We start from the raw sequence: 20,862 nt of genomic DNA, 5'->3' as shown, positions 1-20,862 counted from the left end.
TTGCAGGTTGCCTCCGGCACGTATCGTGAGTGGTTGCGGACCGTACGCAGCAAGGTCCGTATACAGAACGGGCCGCGTGACGAGCGGATTTGACCGACCGGATGGCCGGGGGAGGCAACGTGGAGGACTATGCGGGTCGGGTACTCGCCGACCGCTACCGCCTGCCGCTGCCGCCCTCCGACGAGTACGAACTCACCGAGACCCGGGCCTTCGACACCTACAGCGGGCAGGAAGTCCTGGTCCGGCAGGTGCCGTTGCCGGAGGTCGTCGAGGCCGAGGTGCTCGACGCCGACGGATTGCCCGACGGTTTCACGGCACGGCAGCCCGGCACCCGGCGGCCCCCCGCGGCACGGACCGCCACCCGGCAGCCCGCCGACCCGGCGGTGCGGCGCGCCGTGGAGGCCGCGCAGGCCGCCGCCTCCATCCCCGACCACCCTCGGCTCGACCAGGTCTTCGACGTGTTCGCCGAGGGCGGCTCGCTGTGGATAGTGAGCGAACTCGTCGCCGCGCGTCCGCTGGCCGCGCTGCTCGCCGAGAGCCCGCTGACGCCGTACCGCGCCGCGGAGGTCGCCTCCGACGTGCTGATGGCGCTGCGGGTGCTGCACGCCCACGGCTGGGTCCACCGCAACATCACCGCCCGCACCGTCCTGATCTGCGACGACGGACGGGTGATGCTGACCGGCCTCGCGGTCGGCGCGGCGGAGGAGGCACTGTGCGGGTACGACCCGGTGCCGGTCCAGGACGGCTACCCGGTGGGAACGGCCGGCGACGCCGATGACCTCGTGGGGCCCGTGGGCGCCGGCGGTCCGGCCGGCCCCGTCGCCTACGGGCCGCCCGGCGGCGCGGCTCCCGAAGAGCGCCAGGAGACGGACCCCGAGGCCGCCCGGCGGGCCGCGATCCAGGCACGGGCGGCCGGCGGGCTCGCACCCGGCGCGGACGACACGGCCGGTGGCCCGGGGCCGGGCGTACCGGCCCGCCGGGCGCCCGAGACCGGCGAGGACGTCAGGGCCGCGCGCGCCGGCGCGATCGCCGCGTACCGCGCGGGCGCGCGAGCCGCCGCCCGGGTGCAGGAGGCCCAGCAGAACACCCCGGCCGCCCTGCCCGGCGCCCGCCCGCCCGCCGAGGACGACACCGGCGCCGTGGAGCGGGCGAACGGTTCGGCCCAGTCTCCGTACGTCCTCCCGGGCCAGGACACCGGACGGCGGACCGGCTCGACGCCCCCCGGCCAGATCGCCGACCCCTACGGCGTGCGACCCCCTTCCTGGCCCGGAGGCATGCCGCGCAGCGCCCCCGAAGCCACACCCCCCGGGGTGACCGGCGGCAGGCCGCGCCCGGCCCTGCCCGCGAGCGGGACCGCCCCCGGCGAACCGCACCAGGCCCCCGCCCCGGGCGGCGCCGCACCCGACTGGGGCCCCGCCCGCCGCACTCCCGCCACCCCCCTGGCCGCCGAGCGGGCACGGCAGGTCCGGATGACCGTGGTGGGGCCGGTGACCGAGCGGTGGGCACCGGAGCAGGCCGGCCCCGTGCACGAGAACTGGCAGCTCGCCGCGCCCATCGGGCCTGCCACCGACCTGTGGGCGCTCGGCGCGCTGCTCTTCCGGGCGGTACAGGGGCACGCCCCGTACCCGGAGGAGTCGACCGCCGAACTGGTGCAGCTCGTGTGCGCCGAGCCGCCCGCCTACGCGGAGGAGTGCGGGCCGCTCAGGCCGGTCGTGGAGTCGCTGCTGCGCCAGGACCCCACCGAGCGGCTCGACTTCGAGGAACTGGGCGGCTGGCTGCGCTCCCTGGTGCGGTCGGCGCCCGAACCGGAGGCCGGCACCCACGTCATAGCGGCCCCGCCGCCCGACCCGGGCCGGCTGCCGATCGTGCGCCGGCGTGGAGAGCTGGTGCGCAGGCGACGGGCCGGGCTGCCCGCGGCAGGTCCGCACGGCCGGCACAAGAGGGCCAGGCAGGAGGCGCGTTCACCCCGCAGCCTCGGCCGTACCCTGCTGGTACTGATACTGCTCCTGCTGGCCGGCGCGGTCGCCTACGCCGTGCTGTTCATGCCGAAGGCCAAGGACGACGGCGGCGCGGCGAGCGGCGACCGCACGGGTTCCGCCGGACAGGCGAGCCAGGCGCCCCCGCCGAGCGGTTCGCCGTCGTCGGCCGGGACCTCACCGGGTACGGACCCCAGTCCCTCCCGGTCGGCCCCTTCCACCGAGACCCAGACCACCAAGAGCCCCGACGTCGCCGACGGCTTCACACTGCGCAGGGACCCCGAGGGCTTCCAGCTCGCCGTCGCCAAGGGCTGGAGCCGCACACCCAAGAACGGCCGGGGCGAAGTGGTGTACGCACACGGCGACTTCCAGCTCATCGTCGTCCCGGGGCGCGACGGCGCCGCGCAGTACGGCAGCGACCCCATGAAGTACCAGCGGGACAAGGAGAGCGAGCTCCAGCCCTACCGTGACTCCAGCTGGGCCACGGCCACCGGCCTCAGAACCATCGAGGTGGGCGGAAAGAGCATGGCCGAGGGGCAGTTCACCTGGACCGACGGCCAGGGACGTGACCTGTTCGTCCGCAACATCGCGATCCTCCTGGCCGGCCGCTACCACATCGTGCAGGTCCGCGGCCCGGAGGCGGAACGCGACGAGGTGACGCGGCTGTACGAACAGGCGTCGGCTACTTACCAGTACACCCGCTGACGCCGGAACACCGCCCCGAGGTTGCCTCCGGCGCCGAGAAGCGAAAACCGTCACAGTGATGTCTCCATGGCACCCCGCTTGTTCCCTGACGGCAGGCGGGTCCTTAGTCTGACCCTGTCAAGACCATTGCGGGGCAACGTGAATCAGATGCAGGGCCTGCTCATCGCGGGCCGCTACCGGCTCGCCGACTCGATCGGCAGCGGCGGCATGGGCCGGGTGTGGCGCGCCCACGACGAGGTGCTGCACCGGGCAGTCGCCATCAAGGAGTTGACCGCCGCGCTCTACGTGTCCGAGAGCGACCAGGCCGTCCTGCTCGCCCGCACCCGGGCCGAGGCCCGCGCCGCCGCGCGCATCAACCACTCCGCCGTCGTCACGGTGCACGACGTACTGGAGCACGACGGCCGCCCGTGGATCGTGATGGAGCTGGTCGAGGGCTCCTCACTGGCCGACACGGTCAAGGAACAGGGGCGCGTCGAACCGCGGGAGGCGGCCCGCATAGGCATGTGGGTGCTGCGCGCGCTGCGCGCCGCACACACCGCCGGCGTGCTGCACCGCGACGTCAAACCCGGCAACGTCCTGCTCGGCAAGGACGGCCGTGTCCTGCTCACCGACTTCGGCATCGCGCAGATCGAGGGCGACACCACCATCACCCGCACCGGAGAGGTCGTCGGCTCGGTCGACTACCTCGCCCCCGAGCGGGTGCGCGGCCACGACCCGGGCCCGTCCTCCGACCTGTGGGCGCTCGGCGCCACGCTGTACACGGCGGTCGAGGGCCGCTCGCCGTTCCGCCGCACCTCACCGCTGAGCACGATGCAGGCGGTCGTCGAGGAGGACGTCGCCGAGCCGGAGCACGCCGGCCCGCTCGGCCCCGTCATCTCCGCCCTGCTGCAGAAGGACCCGGCGCAGCGGCCCGGCGCGGAGGAGACGGAGCAGATGCTCGCCGAGGCCGCGGAGGGGCGGCGGTCGAACGCGGCTCAGGCGTTCGTACCGACGCAAGCCGACGGCTCGTTCGCCCGTACGGGCCCGCAGTACCCTGCCTCGCACTCTCCGAGCCACGGTCACACGGACGGGCAGGGCCGTGTGACGGCGCCGACCGCGGTGGCCCCTCCGGTCGTCATCACACCCCCGCCGCCCGCCCGCCCCCGGCGCCGCCGTCTGCGTACGCTCGCCCTCGTCGTCGCCTTCGCCGCCGTCGTCGGCGGTGCGGGCGCGGCGGCGTGGCAGAAGTACGGTGCCGGGCGGCCGCGGAACGAGGCCGCACCGGCCCCTGGTGACAAGGTCACCACCGACGCCTGGCCCACCAAGACCGACCCGCTGGGCTTCAGCATCTCGGTGCCCACGAAAAGCTGGAAGCGCAAGGTGTACAGCACCGACGCCGGCATCCAGCAGATCGACTACACCCCCGACGGCGGCAAGCACTTCGTGCGCATCGCCATCGACACGTCACCGGACTTCCCCAACGCCTACTTGCACCAGAAGGACCTTGAGGACCAGGTTCGGCAGCACCTGATCGGCTACCGGCAGGTCGCCATGAAGCCCAACATCTACCGCGACTGCCAGGGCTCCCGGTGGGAGTACACCTGGGACGCGCTGGCGAAGGACCCGCCGTACGTGGCCGGTCGGCGGCACGCCGTCGAGGAGACGTACTACTCCCGGGAGGGCACCGAGTACGCGATCTACATGTCCACGCCCGACAAGGATTGGCCGAGGACGAGCAGGCAGTTCACGCGGGTGCTGCAGAGCTGGCAGCCGCCCTCCTCCTGACCTTTCGGGCGTCGGTTGTCGGCCACCCGGGGGTACGGTCCGGAGCGCTCGCGTCCGTGTGGGGCATGATGGGCCCATGGGGACCGAGGGGGACGACTGCCGTGTGATCGCGGGCCGTTACCGCCTGGAGGCGCGGATCGGGCGCGGCGGGATGGGCGTCGTGTGGCGGGCGACCGACCAGTTGCTGGGCCGCCGGGTCGCCGTCAAGGAACTCGCGCTGGAAGCCTCCCGCTCCGGCGAGGACGCCCGGCTGCGGAGCGACCGCACCCTGCGCGAGGCCCGCGCGGTCGCCCAGTTGCGCCATCCGCACATCATCGTCGTGCACGATGTCGTGGAGGACGGCGAACGCCCCTACATCGTCATGGAGTTGATCGACGGCGGCTCGCTCGCCGACCGGATCGCGGAGCGCGGCCCGGTCGACGCGGCCGAGGCCGCCCGGATCGGCATCGACCTGCTGAGCGCGCTGCGCACCGCGCACGAGGCCGGGGTCCTGCACCGGGACATCAAGCCCGCGAACGTGCTCGTCGAGTCCGGCACCGAGCGTGTCGTCCTGACCGACTTCGGCATCGCGCGGGTCGCCGGGGCCACGACGCTCACCGAAACCGGATCCTTCGTGGGCTCGCCCGAGTACACGGCGCCCGAGCGGATGTCCGAAGCGCGCACCGGCCCCGAGTCCGACCTGTGGTCGGTGGGCGCGCTGCTGTGCGCCGTGCTGAGCGGCGAGTCACCGTTCCGCCGGGACTCGATCGGCGGCATCCTGCACGCCGTCGTCGCCGCCGAGATCCGACCGCCCGCGCAGGCCGAGCCGCTGTTGCCGGTCGTGCGCGGACTGCTGGAGCGCGACCCGGACCGGCGTCTGAACGCGGCGGAGGCGGAAGGGATGCTCCGGACGTTTCTGGAGACGGGTCGCACCCCGCAGCCGCCGGCGACGCCGTACACGCCGACGCAGCGGGACATCCCCCGCCAGACGCCGCCACCGCCGTCCGCGCCGGCTCCGGTCGGCCGCTCCGTCCGGGGCGTGCTGATCGCCGCGCTGCTCGTCGCCGCGGTGGCCGGGGCAGGCGTGTCGGCGGCGGCGCTGCTGATCCACGGCGGCAGCGGGGACGGTGGCGGTACGCCGACCAGCCCGGCGCCGGGAACCTCGGCGAGCACGTCCGCCTCACCCGCCCCCACGGTCACCGTGACCCGGGGCGCCGCCACCAGCCCGGCCGCCGCCGACTCCCACACCGCGCCCTCCGGTTACCGTCTCGCCCGGGACCCGGCCGGCTTCTCCCTGGCCGTACCGGAGGGCTTCACCCGGGACCCGCAGGGCGAGCGCGTCTTCTACATGTCGCCCGGTCAGACCGTCCGCCTCGGCATCAGGGCGACCGTCCCCCAGACCGGCGGTCCGCTGGGCGTGATGCGCCGGGCGGACGTCAAGGGCCCCGACACGAACCCCGGTTACCACGACGGCCGGGTCACACGCACCACGCATCACGGACACCCGGCCGCGCTCTGGGAGTTCACCTGGAAGGGCTTCAGCACGGCGGAGGGTCCCCGGCACACCTACGACATGTGCTGGGAGGAGGACGGCCGGATGTACGACGTGTGGGTGTCGGCGCCCGTGGGGAAGGTGCGGGAGGCGCGGGAGTACTTCGACGTGGCCGTCGACACGTTCCTGCCTACCTGAGCGGAAGCCGCCCCAACAGCGCCTTCACCATCTCGGTCCTCGCCACCCGCAGCGCGAACCGCCCACCGCTGTCCGGGACGGGTTTGGCGTACCAGGGCAGGCCGCGTCGGCGCCACTTGGCGGGAGCCAGGCGCGGGTCGAGCGGAGGAAGCGGCAACGACCACTGACCGAGGCGCAGTTCGGCGCCCCAGACCCCGGCGGGCAGGGCGGGCACCGGCAGTCGCACCACGAACTCACCGTCAGGTGCGGCCGGGACCCGTTGAGCGGGGAAGGCGACGGCGGTGTCACCCGTACCGTCCGTCAACTCCACCACCAGGGCACCGTCCGGATACCCGGCGAGCGTGCACCGCCCGCTGACCTCCAGCTCGGTGGGCGTGTCGGCGGCCCAGCGGATGTCGCGGACGCCGAGGTGAGGCAGCACCTCGTGCTTGCGCTCACCGAGGTCGAGGGTGAAGTTGCCGTACGGCTTGGTGGTGTAGAGGGTGACGGCGCGCGAGGTCCCGCCGACCTCGATGACCTGCGTACTCGCCGCACCGGAGACGTCCGCGGCCCGCTTGCTGCCGATGCGGACCTCCTTGGTCAGCCCCTGCGCCCAGACGGCGAGGGAGACGTCCCACAGCCCGTCGGGGAGCGGCTTGCCGTCCGCTGCGGTGGCGATGTCGACGGCGGCCTCGAAACCTGCGAGCTCGTAGGCGAACCGCCCCTCGTCCTCCGCCGCCCCGAGCCCGGGCGTCGCGGTGTGCGTGACGGGCAGCCGGTACTCGGCCTTGCTGTCCCGCTCGCGCAGGACCAGCTCGGTGGTGACGTCGTGGGTCTCGACGCGGTGGATGTAGGCGTGGCCGGCCAGGCGGAGGGTGCCCGTGCCGTGCAGTTCCGCGCGGGCGACGTGGTGGCGGGGGCGGAGCTGGGCGGTGACGTCGTAGCAGGGGTCGGGGACGGGGTGCGCGGGGTCGCGGAGGAAGGGGTAGCGGGCGTAGGCGCGGCCGGCTTCGACGAGCAGCGGGGTGGCTGCCTTGCTCCGGGCGAGGTCCTTCTCGAACTCGACGAGCTCCAGCAGCTCGTCGAGCATGCGGTTGCGGACCAGGTGCAGCCGTAGCCGGGCCATCGCCGAGAGCCGGTCGTTCATTCCGTCGTGCCACAAGGGCTCGATGGCCTCGGCCAGTTGGGCGAGCATCTTCTCCTGGGTCTGGCGCGGCTCGAAGACGAGCTGGTCGGCGAGGACCTGCTGGACCTCCACCGTCAGATGACGGTGCGCCAGGTGGTCCCGGCCGGGCCCCGGCGGCACGTTCTCCAGGATCAGATCGACCATGCGCGGCAGGAACCGCAGCCGGAGTTCGGACCCCTTCAGCCGACGGGTGATGTTGCCCTCGTCCTCCCGCAGCACCCAGAACAGGCAGTCGTAGTCGGCCACCACGGAGATGCCGGAGGCGTGCAGGTAGGCCGCACCGACGAAGAGCTGGTCCTCGCCGATGGCCAGATCGGTGGGGAAGCGCAGCCGGTGCCGCTCCAGCAGCTCCCGGCGGAAGAGCTTCATGGGGTTGAGCGTCCAGTAGACGCGGGACGAGAAGACGTCGGTGCGGGGCTGGTTGCGCTTGAACATCGACGTGGGTGCGCCGCGTCCGCCCACGCCCACCATCTTGCCGAGCACGACGTCTGTGCCGTTGTCCTCGGCCATGCGGACCATGCGCTCCAGGGCCTCGGGACCGAGGTGGTCGTCGGCGTCCAGGAAGAAGACGAACTCCCCGCGCGCGTGCTCCAGCCCCACGTTCCGCGGGGCCGAGGGCCCACCGGAGTTCTCCTGGTGGATGACCCGCAACAGCCCCGGATACACACCGCTCAGCCGCTCCAGCTCGGCCGCCGTGCCGTCGGTCGAGCCGTCGTTCACGACGATGACCTCGAGCCGGTCCCGGCCGATGGTCTGCTCGGCGACGGAGGTGATGCAACGCGTGAGATAGGGCATTGCATTGTACGCGGCGATAATCACCGAAACGGCGGTAGCAGTCACCTGACGCCCTCAGTAGCAGACTTGATGGCCTGTGAACGTATCATGCGCTGTCGGTGCGTGCAGGGTGATGGGGCGGTGAAGTGCCTGTTCAGGCCATTTACCTGACCATGCGACCCAATGGCGCGTTTGTCCCTTGCGGTCAAAGGTTTTGTTGTGTTGACCCCAGGACCTCCATTACATCGAGGCGCGATCCGGCTGTCCGTCAATGGACGGGAAATGCAGGCTCTGAAGAATGGGATCAGGTTGACCGACTCCGGTGCGGGAGGCCATGGCCGAGAGCGGTACGAGGCATAAGCCCCCACGTTTCTGTCATGCGCAGCCGAGGTGGCTCGGTTCTGGACCTCGACGACGCTGCCGACGTGCCGGAAGGCCGACGTGCGCGGCACCTGGGGGGTACATCCGCATTCATCCGGCCCGGGCCTTGTCCCGATACCTTCCCGGAGTGATCCCGAACTCCCGGCTGAACGCATGCGACAGGGCGTACGGGCTGGCGTAGCCGGACTCGCGGGCGACCGTTGCCAAGGGGGCGTCCGTGTCGCGGAGGCGGGTTGCCGCCAGGGTGAGGCGCCACCAGGTGAGGTAGGCCATGGGCGGGCGGCCCACCAGGGAGGTGAAGCGACGGGCGAGGGTCGCGCGGGAGACGCCCGCCTCGGTGGCGAGGCCGGCATTGGTCCAGGGGGCGGACGGGTCGGCGTGCAGGGCGCGCAGGGCCGCCGTCGTCACCGGGTCGGTCAGGGCCGCCGGCCATGCGCCCGCCCGTGACTCGGTCATCCAGGCCCGGAGCATGTAGACCAGGAGGAGGTCGAGCAGGCCCGGCAGAGCGAGGGCTCCACCCGGGCGGTTTTCGGTCAGCTCGCGGGCCAACAGGTCCACCGCCGCGTGGAGTTCGCGGTGAACGCCGGCCCGGTCGCGCAGGTGCACCACCTCCGGCAGCTCCGCCATCAGGGGATGCATCCGGGCCCGGTCCAGGCGGTACTTGCCGCACAGCAGCTCCACCTCCGGGGCCTCGGCAGCCCTGGCGCACATGTCCGCGTCCCGCACCTCCTCGAACGGCACCGCCCGCCGCACGTCCCCGGACGGCACCGGGCCGTCGGCCAGCACATGCCCCGCGCCGTGCGGCAGCAGCACCACGTCACCCGGGCCCAGCTCCACCGGTTCGGCGCCCCCGTCAGGCAGCAGCACGCAACTGCCGCGGAGGGCCACATGGAAGCCGGCGCCCTCGTAAGGGGACAACCGCACGCACCATCGTCCGCCCACCCGCAGGCGCTTGGAGGACGGTCGCCCGGTGCGGACGACCGCGATCGCGTCGCTCACCACATCCATGAGACGCAAGCGTATTCATATGACGCACGTGCGCATTGGAATGCTCATTTCCGGCTCCTAGCCTCGGGAGCATGGCTGAAGACAACGTGCAGAGTTTCCTGATCGGTGACGTCGAGGTCCTCCGGGTCGTCGAATGGCAGGGGGCCTTCGCGCCCGCGTCCGACCTCGTCCCCGGTGTCCGACCCGAGTCGTGGAAGCAGTACGAGGAGCAGCTCGCCCCCGACCACGTGGAGCCCGGCAGCGGTCTGGCGGTGGCCGCGATGCAGACCTGGGTGCTGCGCAGCGGCGGGCGGACCGTGCTGGTGGACACCGGGATCGGACGTGGGCGGGAACGACCCGGCAATCCGCTGTTCCACCAGCGGGAGGGCGACCTGCCGGGGCGGCTGGCGCGGGCCGGGGTGAACACGGACGATGTCGACGTCGTCGTCAGCACCCACATCCACGCCGACCACGTCGGCTGGAACACCCATGACGCCGGCGGCGAGTGGGTGCCCACCTTTCCCAACGCCCAGTACCTCCTGCCGGCCGCCGACGACTTCCACTTCGGGCCTGACGGTGGGTACGGAGGCGGCGTGCGGTTGGACGACCGGCTCGTGTACGAGGACAGCATCGCTCCCGTGCACCGGGCCGGGCTAGCCGTCCGCTGGGCGGGGGAGCACCGTGTCGACGAGCACCTCACCCTGGAGGCCGCCCCGGGCCACACCCCGGGTTCGTCGGTGCTCCGGGTCGCCTCGCGAGGCGAACGCGCCGTCTTCGTGGGCGACCTGCTCCACAACCCGGTGCAGATCCTCCGCCCGGAGTGCAGCAGCTGCTTCTGCCTCGATCCGGGGCAGGCGGCCAGGAGCAGGCGGCGCGTGCTCGAACGAGCCGCCGACGAGAAGGAGTTGGTGGTGCCCGCTCACTTCGGTGGGCGCGGTGCCGTCGAAGTGCGGCGCGAGGATGGCGGTTTCCGTCTCCATCGGTGGGCCGCCTGAACGTCCGCTTCGACAAGGACGCGGTGCGCAAGGTACTCATGAGGCATGAGTGAAGACGGCGAACGTACGCCCGACGGACGCGTGCCCGACGAACGTCTCCTCGTCGGACGTTATCGGCTGATCGAGCGCATCGGCCCCGGGGGCCCCGGCACCGGCCCCGGAGACCCCGGCACGGCACCGGCCGCCGTCTGGCGGGCGCTCGACGAGTCGACGCAGCGGTACGTCGCCGTCAAGCGGCCCCTGCCGCCCGGCGACCCGGACGACGAGGAGCACCAGCGGACCGCCCACCGGCTGCACCGCGAGGCCCGCGCCGCCGCCCGCGTCGAACACCCCGCCGCCGTCCGCATCCACGACGTCGTCTTCGAGGACGGACTCCCCTGGATCGTCATGGAGTTCGTCCCCGGGGAGTCCCTCCGCACGCTCCTGACGCGCGGCCCCCTCCCCGCCCCGGAGGCCGCCCGCGTCGGCCTCGCCGTCCTCGGTGCCCTGCGCGCCGCGCACTCGGTCGGCATCGTCCACCGGGACGTCAAACCCGCCAACGTCCTCCTCGAAGCCGGCACCGGCCGGGTCGTCCTCACCGACTTCGGCACCGGGCACGTACACGGCGGCGCCGACTCCTCCGGGGACACCGGTTTCGTCGCACCCGAGCGGGGAGCGGAGCCCGGTGCGGGTCCCGCCGCCGACCTGTGGTCCCTCGGCGCACTGCTGCACGCCGCCGTCGAGGAGGGCCCGGGGGCACACTCCAGCGGTCTCCGCGCGCTGATCACCCGCCTGCTGGCGCCGGAACCCGCCGACCGGCCGGAAGCCGAGGAGGTGGCGGCGGCCCTGGCCGCGATCGCCGAGGCGGTCGAGAGCTCCAGAGGCTCCAAGGGCTCCGCGGGCTCCGAGGGCTCCGGGAACGCCCGGCCCGCGCTGACCGCCACCCCCACAACGCCCTGATCAGCGCATTCACTGCCAGTGGACACTGGCGCCGTGTGCGTACTCGGTGAATCCTCGTTACCGACGGGTACCCAAAGGGCGCCGCCGCGGAATACCCTGCGCGTCATGACGGACTCGCAGGCCACGAACCAGGCCACGAACCAGGCGATCGGCACCAACCCGCTCGCACCGGCTCCGCAGGGCGCCCGTACCGCCGCCGATGTGGTCACGCCGGAGCTGGTCGCCCAGCTCACCAAGGGCGTCGTGGGCTCCGGCAAGACCGAGAGCCACACCCCGTTCACCGGCGACAAGCTGGCCGACCTGCCCGAGTCCACCCCCGAGGACGTCGCCGAGGCCTTCGACCGCGCCCGCGCCGCCCAGACCGTCTGGGCCCAGACCCCGGTACGGCAGCGCGCCGCCGTGCTGCTCCGGTTCCACGACCTGGTGCTGGAACGCCAGGCCGAGGTCCTCGACCTCATCCAGCTGGAGACCGGCAAGGCCCGCCTGCACGCCCACGAGGAGGTCCAGGCCGTCGCCGTCGCGGCCCGGCACTACGGCCGCAAGGCCCCCGCGTACCTGAAGCCGAAGGGGCACACCGGCGCCGTACCGACCCTCACCAAGGTCACCGAACTGCGCCACCCGCGCGGCGTCGTCGGCCAGATCGCCCCCTGGAACTACCCGCTGGAGCTGTCGGTCGGCGACGCGCTCCCCGCGTTCGTCGCGGGCAACGCGGTGGTGATGAAGCCGGACACCGAGACCTGCCTGACCGCCCTGTGGGCCCGCGACCTGCTCATCGAGGCAGGCCTGCCCGCCGACGTCTTCCAGGTCGTCCTCGGCGAGGGCCCCGTCATCGGCCCGGAGGTCGTCAAGCGCGCCGACTACGTCTCCTTCACCGGCTCCACCCGGACCGGCCGGGAGGTCGCCCAGGGTGCCGCCGCCCGCCTGGTCGGCGTCTCCCTCGAACTCGGCGGCAAGAACGCCATGCTGGTCCTCGAGGACGCCGACATCGAGAAGGCCGCGGCGGGCGCCGTCCGAGCCTGCTTCTCCTCGGCCGGCCAACTGTGCATCTCCATCGAGCGGCTGTACGTCCACGAGTCGATCGCCGACGCCTTCCTGGAGCGCTTCGCCGCCCGCACCAGGGCCATGCGGCTGGGCAAGTCCCTCGCCTACGGCGCCGACATGGGCTCGCTGGTCGGCGACCGGCAACTGGACGCCGTCACCCGGCACGTCGAGGACGCCGTGGGCAAGGGCGCCAAGGTGGTCGCCGGCGGGGTCGCCCGCCCGGACATAGGCCCGTACTTCTACGAGCCGACGATCCTCGACGGCGTGACCGAGCCGATGTCGGTGTGCACGGAGGAGACCTTCGGCCCGGTCGTCTCCATCTACCGCTTCAGGACGGAGGACGAGGCGGTGGAACTCGCCAACGCCACCCCGTACGGCCTCAACTCGTCGGTGTGGACGAAGGACGGCCGCCGCGGCCGCGAGGTCGCCGCCCGGCTGCGCACCGGCACCGTCAACGTCAACGAGGGCTACGCCCCCGCCTACGGCAGCGTCCAGTCCCCGATGGGCGGCATGAAGGACTCCGGCCTCGGCCGCCGCCACGGCTCCGAGGGCATCCTCAAGTACACCGAGGCCCAGACGATCGCCCAGCAGCGGCTGCTGCCCATGGCGCCTTCGCTGGGCATGGACGACGAGAAGTACGCGGCGTTCATGAGCACCAGCCTCAAGCTGATGAAGGCGTTCCGCTTCCGCTAGACGGCGGCCGTCAGCCGGCCGCCGGCACCCGTTCTCAACGAGGAGAGCACGTGTCGCAGGAGAAGTCTGTCCAGACCCGGGACGAGGACGGGTACGACTACGACGTCATCGTCGTCGGATCGGGGTTCGGCGGGTCCGTGACCGCCCTCCGCCTCACCGAGAAGGGCTACCGCGTCGGTGTCCTGGAGGCAGGCCGCCGCTTCACCCGGGAGTCCCTCCCGAGGAACTCCTGGGACCTGAAGAACTACCTCTGGGCACCCAAGCTGGGCATGTACGGCATCCAGCGCATCCATCTGCTGGGCAACGTCATGGTGCTGGCGGGCGCGGGCGTCGGCGGCGGCTCCCTCAACTACGCCAACACCCTCTACGTACCGCCGAAGGCCTTCTTCGACGACCCCCAGTGGCGGGACATCACCGACTGGCAGGAGGAGCTGAAGCCGTACTACGACCAGGCGCGGCGCATGCTCGGCGTGCGGCTCAACCCGACGATGACCCCGTCCGACGTGCATCTGAAGGCGGCGGCGCAGCGGATGGGCGTCGGCGACACCTTCCATCCGGCGCCGGTCGGGGTGTTCTTCGGGGACGGCGAGGACGCCGACGGGACGGCGAAGGCCAAGCCGGGGGAGCGGGTCGCCGACCCCTACTTCGGCGGTGCCGGGCCGGACCGCAAGGCCTGCACCGAGTGCGGCGAGTGCATGACGGGCTGCCGGCACGGCGCGAAGAACACCCTCAACGAGAACTACCTCCACCTCGCCGAGAAGGCGGGCGCGGTCGTGCACCCCATGACCACGGTCATGTCCGTCACGGACGACTCGCGCGGTGGGTACGCGGTCGCCACGCTGCCGACGGACCAGAAGAAGAAGGGCAGGGGCCGTACCTTCACGGCCCGGCGGGTCGTCATCGCGGCCGGAACCTACGGCACGCAGACGCTGCTGCACCGTATGAAGGCCCACGGCCAACTGCCGTACCTCTCCGACCGGCTGGGCGAGCTGACCCGCACCAACTCCGAGGCGCTGGTCGGCGCGCAGACCGACGACCGGCGCTACCGCAGGGCGCACGGCAGGCCCAAGGCCGACTTCACCCGGGGCGTGGCGATCACCTCCTCCGTCCACCCGGACGAGAACACGCACATCGAGCCGGTCCGCTACGGCAAGGGCTCCAACGCGATGGGCGGCCTGTCCATCCTCCAGGTGCCCTACGCGGAGGGCACCTCCCGCGTCCTGGCCTGGCTGTCGAACGCGGCCCGGCATCCGCTGCTGGTCGTCCGCTCCCTCTCCAACCGCCGCTGGTCGGAGCGGACCATCATCGGCCTGGTGATGCAGTCGCTGGACAACTCACTGACGACGTACCTGAAGCCGGACGGCGTCGGCAAGGGCCTGCTGACCGCCCGCCAGGGACACGGCGCACCCAACCCCAAGCAGATCAAGGCCGCGTCGGAGGCCGCCTCGGCCCTCGCCGCCGAGATCAACGGCTTCGCGGGCAGCAACGTCGGCGAGCTGATGGGCACCCCGCTCACCGCGCACTTCCTCGGCGGCTGCCCGATCGGCGACTCCCGCGAGACCGGCGTGATCGACCCGTACCACCGGCTGTACGGCCACCCCGGCATCTCGGTCGTCGACGGCGCGGCCGTCTCCGCCAACCTGGGCGTGAACCCCTCGCTCACCATCACCGCGCAGGCCGAGCGGGCGATGTCGTACTGGCCCAACAAGGGCGAGGCGGACCCGCGTCCCGCGCAGGGCGAGCCGTACGAGCGCCTGAAGCCGGTCGAGCCGGCCAGCCCCGTGGTCCCGGCCGACGCGTTCGGGGCCCTGCGGCTGCCGTTCCTGGGCATCCCGGCGGTGCCGAAGAAGTAGCCCGCGACCGAAGAGAGGGACCCGCGCTCCCCTCCGAGCGCGGGTCCCTCTCTCCTCACCGGGCTCGCCGGTCGTCCTTACTGGGCGCCGGCCGAGGCCTTGCGACGCCGCACCGCGAACACGACCCCCGCACCGGCGACCACGGCGACACCGCCGACGACACCGATGACCGGGAGCGCGGAGCTGGAGCCGGTGGAAGCGAGGCTGCCGGTGGGCGGCAGCTCCTTGGCGCCGCCCTGCGGCTCCTTGCCGCCGGCGGGCTTGTCGTCCTTGCCCGGCTTGGGCTTGGCCTTGCCGGGGTCGTTGTTGTCGCTGCCGGGGGCGAGGACGGTGAACTCGTAGTAGGCGAAGGAGCTGTGGACGCACTCCTTCTCCGCGTCCACATAGCCGCCGAGGCCGAGCGCGTAGCCGTCACCGGCAGGTGCCTTCGAGCTGATGTTGACGCGCAGCTTGATGGCGACCGTCTCCTTGGCACCGAGGTCGGTCTGGCCGAAGAAGAAGCCGTTGCCGACCTCGTCCGCCAGCGACTCCCACGCCTTGGTCGCGGGGTCGAAGTACTCGAGCTGCGCGTAGGTGCTCAGCCAGTCCTTCTCGTTGTCGCTCTCGGAGTCGTTGTCGACCGCGGCGAGCCACTGGACCTCGCCGAGCGCCACATCGCTGTGGTTGGCGGCGGTGAGGGTGAAGTCGTGCCAGCCGCTGCCCGCGACGATCTTGCCGGGAAGCCCGGAGACGTCCAGCGACAGCTGCGAGTCGGGGTCCACACCGTCGTCCCCGAGGGGGCACTCGCTGGGCCACTCCGAGGGCGAGCCGGTCGCGTCGGTCGGTGCCGCCGCCACGGTGGGTGTGGTGGTGTCGGTCGGCGTCACCGTGTCCGTCGGGCTGGTCGTGTCGGTCGGGGTCACCGTGTCCGTCGGGGTGACGGTGTCGGACGGAGTGTCGGACGGCGTGTCGGTCGGGGACGCGGTGTCGGAGGGCGTGTCGGTCGGCGTGTCGGTCGTCGTCACGCTCTCGGTGGGGGCCGACGACGTCGACTCCTCCGCGTACGCGGTCGGCGCGGACAGCAGCGCGATCGGCGCTATGGCAGCCGTCGCGGCCGCTGCGGCCATGGCACGGCGAAGCTTCATGAAGACCTCAAGAGGTGCTGCGTACTGCGGCACCGCAGTACGACGTCGGGTGAGGCCTCCGCGTGTGGGGCACGGATGTGGCCGTTGTTTCTGCAGGTGTGACATGTGAAAGCTGTGAATGGTTGCTTCCAACTCACAGAAGTTTTATGTGGCGCGCGTCACATGTCATGCGCGGTTGGGCGTGCGGGGATGGTTCGGCGGGAGCCGTGGGTGCACCGCGGGTCACGGGCCACGCCGGCCGGCCCCGAGTGCCCCCGGGGCCGGCCGACCTCCTGGGTGACCGGGCTGCTGTCCCCTGCCGTCCGGTCCTTGCCCGGACCAACGAAGTCGCGGGCCGGCCCGTCACGCGCCGGACGGGTGAGGAGCGACCGGACTCAGACGCGGCCCCGGCACAGTTCGAGCAGCGTCATGGCCAGGGGCGTCCCGGGCTTGCCCAGGGCGTCCCGGTAGCGGCCGAGGATCTCCATCTCCCGGGAGAGGTGCACGCGCCGTCCGCCGGAGGCGATGCGGGTCTGCTGCACGACGGCGGACACGGCCATCCGCTCCTGGATGAGGCCGATGATCCGGTCGTCGAGCGCGTCGATGCGCTCCCGGGCGTCGGCGATGGTGTGCTCTGCGGTCGGGGCGCTCGGAGCGCTCGGGGTGGTGGTGGCACCGGGGGTGGTGGCGCTCGTCGCGCTGGTGGCGGTCGTGGCCGTCATGGCGGGGCTCCTGGTGGGGTGCGGTGCCCCGAGGCGACAGGACCGGGAAGACACAGGCGCCCCGGACCTGTCGGCCCGGGGCGCCTGGGAAGTCGCTTGTCAGTGGCTCAAGCAGCACGACCATGGCAGCCGGTGGGCCGGTTGCCATAGGTAAAGAGGAAGGTCGGGTGCGCGAGCATGGGGCCAGTATGCCACGGGGGGCGAGATGGCGAGGCCGCCCGCAGCGGCCCCGGTAGACTCGGCAAACACAGACCCCGCCCAACCGCCGGAAGGCACCCCGTGTCATCAGCGAACCCCGCCGCCGCTCCCGACACCGTCCTGGTCGTCGACTTCGGCGCGCAGTACGCCCAGCTCATCGCCCGTCGCGTCCGCGAGGCGCGGGTCTACAGCGAGATCGTGCCGAGCACCATGCCGGTCCAGGAGATCCTCGCCAAGAACCCCGCGGCGATCATCCTCTCCGGCGGGCCCTCGTCGGTGTACGAGGAGGGCGCTCCCCGTCTCGACCGTGAGCTGTTCGAGGCCGGCGTCCCCGTCTTCGGCATGTGCTACGGCTTCCAGCTGATGGCGCAGACCCTCGGCGGCACGGTCGACAACACCGGCGCCCGCGAGTACGGCCGTACGGACCTGCACGTCTCCAAGGCTGCCTCCACCCTCTTCGAGGGCACCCCGGCCGAGCAGGCCGTGTGGATGTCGCACGGCGACGCCTGCTCCGCCGCCCCGGAGGGCTTCTCCGTCACGGCGTCCACGGACGTCGTCCCGGTCGCCGCCTTCGAGAACGACGAGAAGAAGCTGTACGGCGTCCAGTACCACCCCGAGGTCATGCACTCCACGCACGGCCAGCAGGTGCTGGAGCACTTCCTCTACCGGGGCGCGGGCCTGAAGCCGGACTGGACCACGGGCAACGTCATCGAGGAGCAGGTCGCCGCGATCCGCGAGCAGGTCGGCGACCGGCGCGCGATCTGCGGCCTGTCCGGCGGCGTCGACTCCGCGGTGGCCGCCGCCCTCGTGCAGAAGGCCATCGGCTCCCAGCTGACCTGCGTGTACGTCGACCACGGCCTGATGCGCAAGGGCGAGACCGAGCAGGTCGAGAAGGACTTCGTCGCGGCCACCGGCGTCCAGCTGAAGGTCGTCGACGCCGAGGAGCGCTTCCTCACCGCGCTCAAGGGCGTCTCCGACCCCGAGGAGAAGCGGAAGATCATCGGCCGCGAGTTCATCCGGGTCTTCGAGCAGGCCCAGGCCGAGATCATCGCGGACCAGGGCCCGGCGGTCGAGTTCCTCGTGCAGGGCACCCTCTACCCCGACGTCGTCGAGTCCGGCGGCGGCACCGGCACCGCAAACATCAAGTCCCACCACAACGTCGGCGGCCTCCCCGAGGACCTCGAGTTCAAGCTCATCGAGCCGCTGCGCAAGCTCTTCAAGGACGAGGTCCGGATGGTCGGCCAGGAGCTCGGCCTGCCGGAGGAGATCGTCCAGCGGCAGCCCTTCCCCGGCCCGGGCCTCGGCATCCGCATCGTCGGCGAGGTCACCAAGGAGCGCCTGGACCTGCTCCGCGAGGCCGACGCCATCGCCCGTGAGGAACTGACCGCGGCCGGCCTCGACCGGGACATCTGGCAGTGCCCGGTCGTCCTGCTCGCGGACGTCCGCAGCGTCGGCGTCCAGGGCGACGGCCGCACCTACGGCCACCCGATCGTGCTGCGTCCGGTCTCCTCCGAGGACGCCATGACCGCCGACTGGTCCCGGCTGCCGTACGACGTACTGGCCCGGATCTCCACCCGGATCACCAACGAGGTCCGGGACGTCAACCGCGTCGTCCTCGACGTGACCTCGAAGCCGCCGGGCACCATCGAGTGGGAGTGATCACTTGCGCTTGACGACGCGCAAGGGCTCACCGGGCTTCCAGACCTGCACGACCAGGTACGTGTCGTCCTCGACGTAGGTCCGCACGACCTCCGTCAGCTCGGTGCGGAAGAGGTGGAACGGCTGCGGCGGTTCCACCTCTTCGATGTACGCACCCTTCGTCCGCGGGTCGTCCACCTCGACCGCCCGCCCACTGACCCGCACGTCACCCGGACCCGGATCCGCGCCCGGCCCCGGGTTCGACTGCAGTGCGAAACGCGGATCGCGGCGCAGATCGAGCGCCTTCAGCGAGTCCGGCATCATGCCGAGCCACAGCTCGCCGTGCAGAAACCGCACCTCCAGGCCGCTGGTGCGGGGCGAGCCGTCCCGGCGCAGGGTGACCAGAACGTGGTGGGTGAAGGCGCCGAAGCGCTCCTCGACGAGCCCGGCGAGCTCGGGTTCAGCGGTGGCGAAGGCCGCCCAGTTCACTGTCATAGGGCGAGTGTGGCGCTGATACCCGACATCTTTTGTCGGGTATCAGCGGGGGCGATGGCGGCAGTGGTCTCGTAGTCTCACACCCCGTACGGCACCGGCCGCACGAACCGTTCACGCCCCGCCTCGTCCCGTTGCGGCGTGCACCCGGCCGCCGTCAGTCGCTCGGCCAGCTTCGCGCGCCGCATCGCGTTGAGGCGCAGGGCACCCAGCAGGAACGCCGGTATCAGGACCGCGAGCGGGAGCAGAACGGCGTACTTGCCGGTCAGTACCGCCATCAGCAGGAACAGCAGGGGGAACGCCCAGGCCATGGTCACCAGCTGCTTGCGGTTGGCGGCCGCGCCGAGGGCGTCGTACCGGATGAGCGTGGTGATCAGATCGACGTCCGCCTGCGCCTCCGGTACCGGAGTCAGCGAGCCCAGGTACATGCCGGGAACCGGGCGGCCCGGACCCGGGTCGGGGAAGGCCGCCCGGTTCGCCGCCGCGCGCTGCTGGGCCCAGGGACTCGGATCGCGGACCAGGCTCACGTGTACGATTTTGTGCTTGCCGACCACTCGGACGTCCGCGTACCGGAAGCCGTAGCACTCGGCGATGTACGCGAGCGCGCCGAACGTCTGCCACTCCGCGAAGGGGTGGATCAGCTCGACGGTGTCCTGCGACGCGATCTGTCGCATGAGAGCGGTGATGTGCCGGTCGGCGACGGCCATGGGAGCCTCCGGATGGCTCGAAGGTGATGCTGAACTTCAGATTCCGCACACCAGACCCGTGAACCACCGCGAGGGTTGCATTCCCCTTGAGTGCGTCATCTTTACAGAACGCCCCTGCCCTTTTGACCTGACCGACGGTAACTTCCGCCCCGTAAAGCAAACCCAGTGCTGGAGGACCAATGCACGGGCCCACCCCACCTCTGCCGCTGCCCACCGACCAGCTGCGGTTCGCGATGCCGCCCATGCACGACTCGGTCGAGGACGAACGCCGGCACCGCAAGGAACGGCTCGCGGGCGCGCTGCGCGTCTTCGGACGGTCCGGATTCGAGGACGGGGTCTCCGGACACATCACCGCACGCGACCCGGAGTTCACCAACTGCTTCTGGGTGAACCCGTTCGGGCTGCCGTTCAAGCACGTCACCGTCAGCGACCTGGTACTGGCCAACCAGGACGGGCAGGTCATAGAGGGCCGCTACCACGTCAACCAGGCCGCCTTCACCGTCCACGCCCAGGTGCACGCCGCCCGCCCGGACGTCGTCGCGGTCGCCCACTGCCACTCGGTGCACGGCCGGGCCCTGTCCGCCCTCGGCGACCTGCTCGACCCGATCACCCAGGAGAGCTGCGCCTTCTACGAGGACCACGCCCTGTACAACGCGTACACGGGCGTCGCCGTCGACGCCGAGGAGGGCCGGCGTATCGCGACCGCCCTCGGCAGCCGCAAGGCGCTGGTACTGCGCAACCACGGACTGCTGACCGTCGGCGACTCGGTGGACGCGGCGGCCTGGTGGTTCCTCTCCATGGAGCGGTCCTGCCAGGTGCAGCTGATGGCGAAGGCGGCGGGCCGTCCGCTTCTCATCGACCACAAGCTCGCGGTGGCCACCCGTGAGCAACTCGGCGGCGACCTCGTCGCCTGGATCAACTACCAGCCCCTGTGGCAGGACATCTGCCGCAGCGAACCCGATCTCCTCGGTTAGGACCCGTCAGCCGGGCGGCAGGGTCAACACCGCGGGACCGGCTTCACCCGGCATGACCACGCAAGCCGGTCGCGGACGGCGTCGAT

General features: G+C 71.9%; 15 protein-coding genes. 9 read left to right on the top strand and 6 right to left on the bottom strand.

Annotated features, from left to right (window positions below; genetic code table 11):
* The first annotated feature begins 119 nt into the window (after positions 1-119).
* From ACFYZQ_RS21845 to ACFYZQ_RS21835, 3 genes are all read left to right on the top strand, one after another.
* A complete protein-coding gene (locus ACFYZQ_RS21845) occupies positions 120-2,681 on the top strand; it encodes a protein kinase (RefSeq protein WP_389150137.1) in 2,562 nt (853 codons plus the stop codon).
* Between the two features lie 147 nt (positions 2,682-2,828).
* Positions 2,829-4,445: a serine/threonine-protein kinase gene (locus ACFYZQ_RS21840; protein WP_389150134.1), complete on the top strand. Its 1,617-nt coding sequence runs from the start codon at positions 2,829-2,831 to the stop codon at positions 4,443-4,445.
* Positions 4,446-4,521: 76 nt separating this feature from the next.
* Positions 4,522-6,114, top strand: coding sequence for a serine/threonine-protein kinase (locus tag ACFYZQ_RS21835; protein WP_389150132.1), 1,593 nt, complete (start codon positions 4,522-4,524; stop codon positions 6,112-6,114).
* Here ACFYZQ_RS21835 and ACFYZQ_RS21830 read toward each other — a convergent pair.
* Both ACFYZQ_RS21830 and ACFYZQ_RS21825 read right to left on the bottom strand, forming a co-directional pair.
* Positions 6,107-8,074, bottom strand: a complete 1,968-nt coding sequence (locus tag ACFYZQ_RS21830) for a glycosyltransferase (protein ID WP_389150130.1) — start codon at positions 8,072-8,074, stop codon at positions 6,107-6,109. The two genes, ACFYZQ_RS21835 and ACFYZQ_RS21830, sit on opposite strands and share 8 nt — an antisense overlap.
* 450 nt (positions 8,075-8,524) lie before the next feature.
* Positions 8,525-9,442 carry an AraC family transcriptional regulator gene (locus ACFYZQ_RS21825; RefSeq protein ID WP_389150128.1) on the bottom strand — a complete coding sequence of 306 codons (918 nt, stop codon included), beginning with the start codon at positions 9,440-9,442 and terminating at the stop codon, positions 8,525-8,527.
* A 71-nt stretch (positions 9,443-9,513) separates the two neighbouring features.
* Between ACFYZQ_RS21825 and ACFYZQ_RS21820 the strand changes: the two genes are divergently transcribed.
* From ACFYZQ_RS21820 to ACFYZQ_RS21805, 4 genes are all read left to right on the top strand, one after another.
* Positions 9,514-10,416, top strand: a complete 903-nt coding sequence (locus tag ACFYZQ_RS21820; protein ID WP_389150126.1) for an MBL fold metallo-hydrolase — start codon at positions 9,514-9,516, stop codon at positions 10,414-10,416.
* Between the two features lie 45 nt (positions 10,417-10,461).
* Positions 10,462-11,355 carry a serine/threonine-protein kinase gene (locus tag ACFYZQ_RS21815; RefSeq protein ID WP_389150124.1) on the top strand — a complete coding sequence of 298 codons (894 nt, stop codon included), beginning with the start codon at positions 10,462-10,464 and terminating at the stop codon, positions 11,353-11,355.
* A gap of 105 nt (positions 11,356-11,460) precedes the next feature.
* Entirely contained in the window at positions 11,461-13,089 is a 1,629-nt protein-coding gene (locus ACFYZQ_RS21810) for a succinic semialdehyde dehydrogenase (protein ID WP_389150121.1), read from the top strand.
* A 50-nt stretch (positions 13,090-13,139) separates the two neighbouring features.
* On the top strand, positions 13,140-14,942 hold the full coding sequence (locus tag ACFYZQ_RS21805; protein ID WP_389150119.1) for a GMC family oxidoreductase N-terminal domain-containing protein: 1,803 nt from the start codon (positions 13,140-13,142) through the stop codon (positions 14,940-14,942).
* 77 nt (positions 14,943-15,019) lie between these two features.
* Here ACFYZQ_RS21805 and ACFYZQ_RS21800 read toward each other — a convergent pair whose 3' ends face one another.
* Together ACFYZQ_RS21800 and ACFYZQ_RS21795 are read right to left on the bottom strand one after the other, a co-directional pair.
* Positions 15,020-16,066: an LPXTG cell wall anchor domain-containing protein gene (locus ACFYZQ_RS21800; protein WP_389150116.1), complete on the bottom strand. Its 1,047-nt coding sequence runs from the start codon at positions 16,064-16,066 to the stop codon at positions 15,020-15,022.
* 374 nt (positions 16,067-16,440) lie between these two features.
* Positions 16,441-16,767: a chorismate mutase gene (locus ACFYZQ_RS21795; protein ID WP_389150113.1), complete on the bottom strand. Its 327-nt coding sequence runs from the start codon at positions 16,765-16,767 to the stop codon at positions 16,441-16,443.
* A 279-nt stretch (positions 16,768-17,046) separates the two neighbouring features.
* On the opposite strand from ACFYZQ_RS21795, the gene guaA reads away from it, so the two are divergent.
* Positions 17,047-18,624 carry a glutamine-hydrolyzing GMP synthase gene (guaA, locus tag ACFYZQ_RS21790; RefSeq protein ID WP_389150110.1) on the top strand — a complete coding sequence of 526 codons (1,578 nt, stop codon included), beginning with the start codon at positions 17,047-17,049 and terminating at the stop codon, positions 18,622-18,624.
* Here the strand turns inward: guaA and ACFYZQ_RS21785 are convergent, their stop codons facing one another.
* Positions 18,625-19,098, bottom strand: a complete 474-nt coding sequence (locus ACFYZQ_RS21785) for a pyridoxamine 5'-phosphate oxidase family protein (protein ID WP_389150107.1) — start codon at positions 19,096-19,098, stop codon at positions 18,625-18,627.
* A gap of 77 nt (positions 19,099-19,175) precedes the next feature.
* A complete protein-coding gene (locus ACFYZQ_RS21780; RefSeq protein WP_389150105.1) occupies positions 19,176-19,802 on the bottom strand; it encodes a hypothetical protein in 627 nt (208 codons plus the stop codon).
* Positions 19,803-19,981: 179 nt separating this feature from the next.
* Between ACFYZQ_RS21780 and ACFYZQ_RS21775 the strand changes: the two genes are divergently transcribed.
* The gene (locus tag ACFYZQ_RS21775; protein ID WP_389150102.1) at positions 19,982-20,776 is read left to right on the top strand and encodes a class II aldolase/adducin family protein; all 795 of its coding nucleotides are present in this window, start codon (positions 19,982-19,984) and stop codon (positions 20,774-20,776) included.
* Positions 20,777-20,862 lie beyond the last annotated feature (86 nt).

The sequence above is a fragment of the Streptomyces sp. NPDC001843 genome (genome assembly GCF_042891955.1).
GTDB lineage: Bacteria > Actinomycetota > Actinomycetes > Streptomycetales > Streptomycetaceae > Streptomyces.
Note: the sequence above shows the minus strand (reverse complement) of the source record. Positions and strands in the feature narration are given on the sequence as shown.

Bases quoted from the DNA above. Each gene is read 5' to 3' on its own strand.
- ACFYZQ_RS21840 (WP_389150134.1), top strand. From the start codon at position 2,829: ATGCAGGGCCTGCTCATCGCGGGCCGCTACCGGCTCGCCGACTCGATC.
- ACFYZQ_RS21835 (WP_389150132.1), top strand. From the start codon at position 4,522: ATGGGGACCGAGGGGGACGACTGCCGTGTGATCGCGGGCCGTTACCGC.
- ACFYZQ_RS21830 (WP_389150130.1), bottom strand. From the start codon at position 8,074: ATGCCCTATCTCACGCGTTGCATCACCTCCGTCGCCGAGCAGACCATC.
- ACFYZQ_RS21825 (WP_389150128.1), bottom strand. From the start codon at position 9,442: ATGGATGTGGTGAGCGACGCGATCGCGGTCGTCCGCACCGGGCGACCG.
- ACFYZQ_RS21820 (WP_389150126.1), top strand. From the start codon at position 9,514: ATGGCTGAAGACAACGTGCAGAGTTTCCTGATCGGTGACGTCGAGGTC.
- ACFYZQ_RS21815 (WP_389150124.1), top strand. From the start codon at position 10,462: ATGAGTGAAGACGGCGAACGTACGCCCGACGGACGCGTGCCCGACGAA.
- ACFYZQ_RS21810 (WP_389150121.1), top strand. From the start codon at position 11,461: ATGACGGACTCGCAGGCCACGAACCAGGCCACGAACCAGGCGATCGGC.
- ACFYZQ_RS21800 (WP_389150116.1), bottom strand. From the start codon at position 16,066: ATGAAGCTTCGCCGTGCCATGGCCGCAGCGGCCGCGACGGCTGCCATA.
- ACFYZQ_RS21795 (WP_389150113.1), bottom strand. From the start codon at position 16,767: ATGACGGCCACGACCGCCACCAGCGCGACGAGCGCCACCACCCCCGGT.
- ACFYZQ_RS21785 (WP_389150107.1), bottom strand. From the start codon at position 19,098: ATGACAGTGAACTGGGCGGCCTTCGCCACCGCTGAACCCGAGCTCGCC.
- ACFYZQ_RS21780 (WP_389150105.1), bottom strand. From the start codon at position 19,802: ATGGCCGTCGCCGACCGGCACATCACCGCTCTCATGCGACAGATCGCG.
- ACFYZQ_RS21775 (WP_389150102.1), top strand. From the start codon at position 19,982: ATGCACGGGCCCACCCCACCTCTGCCGCTGCCCACCGACCAGCTGCGG.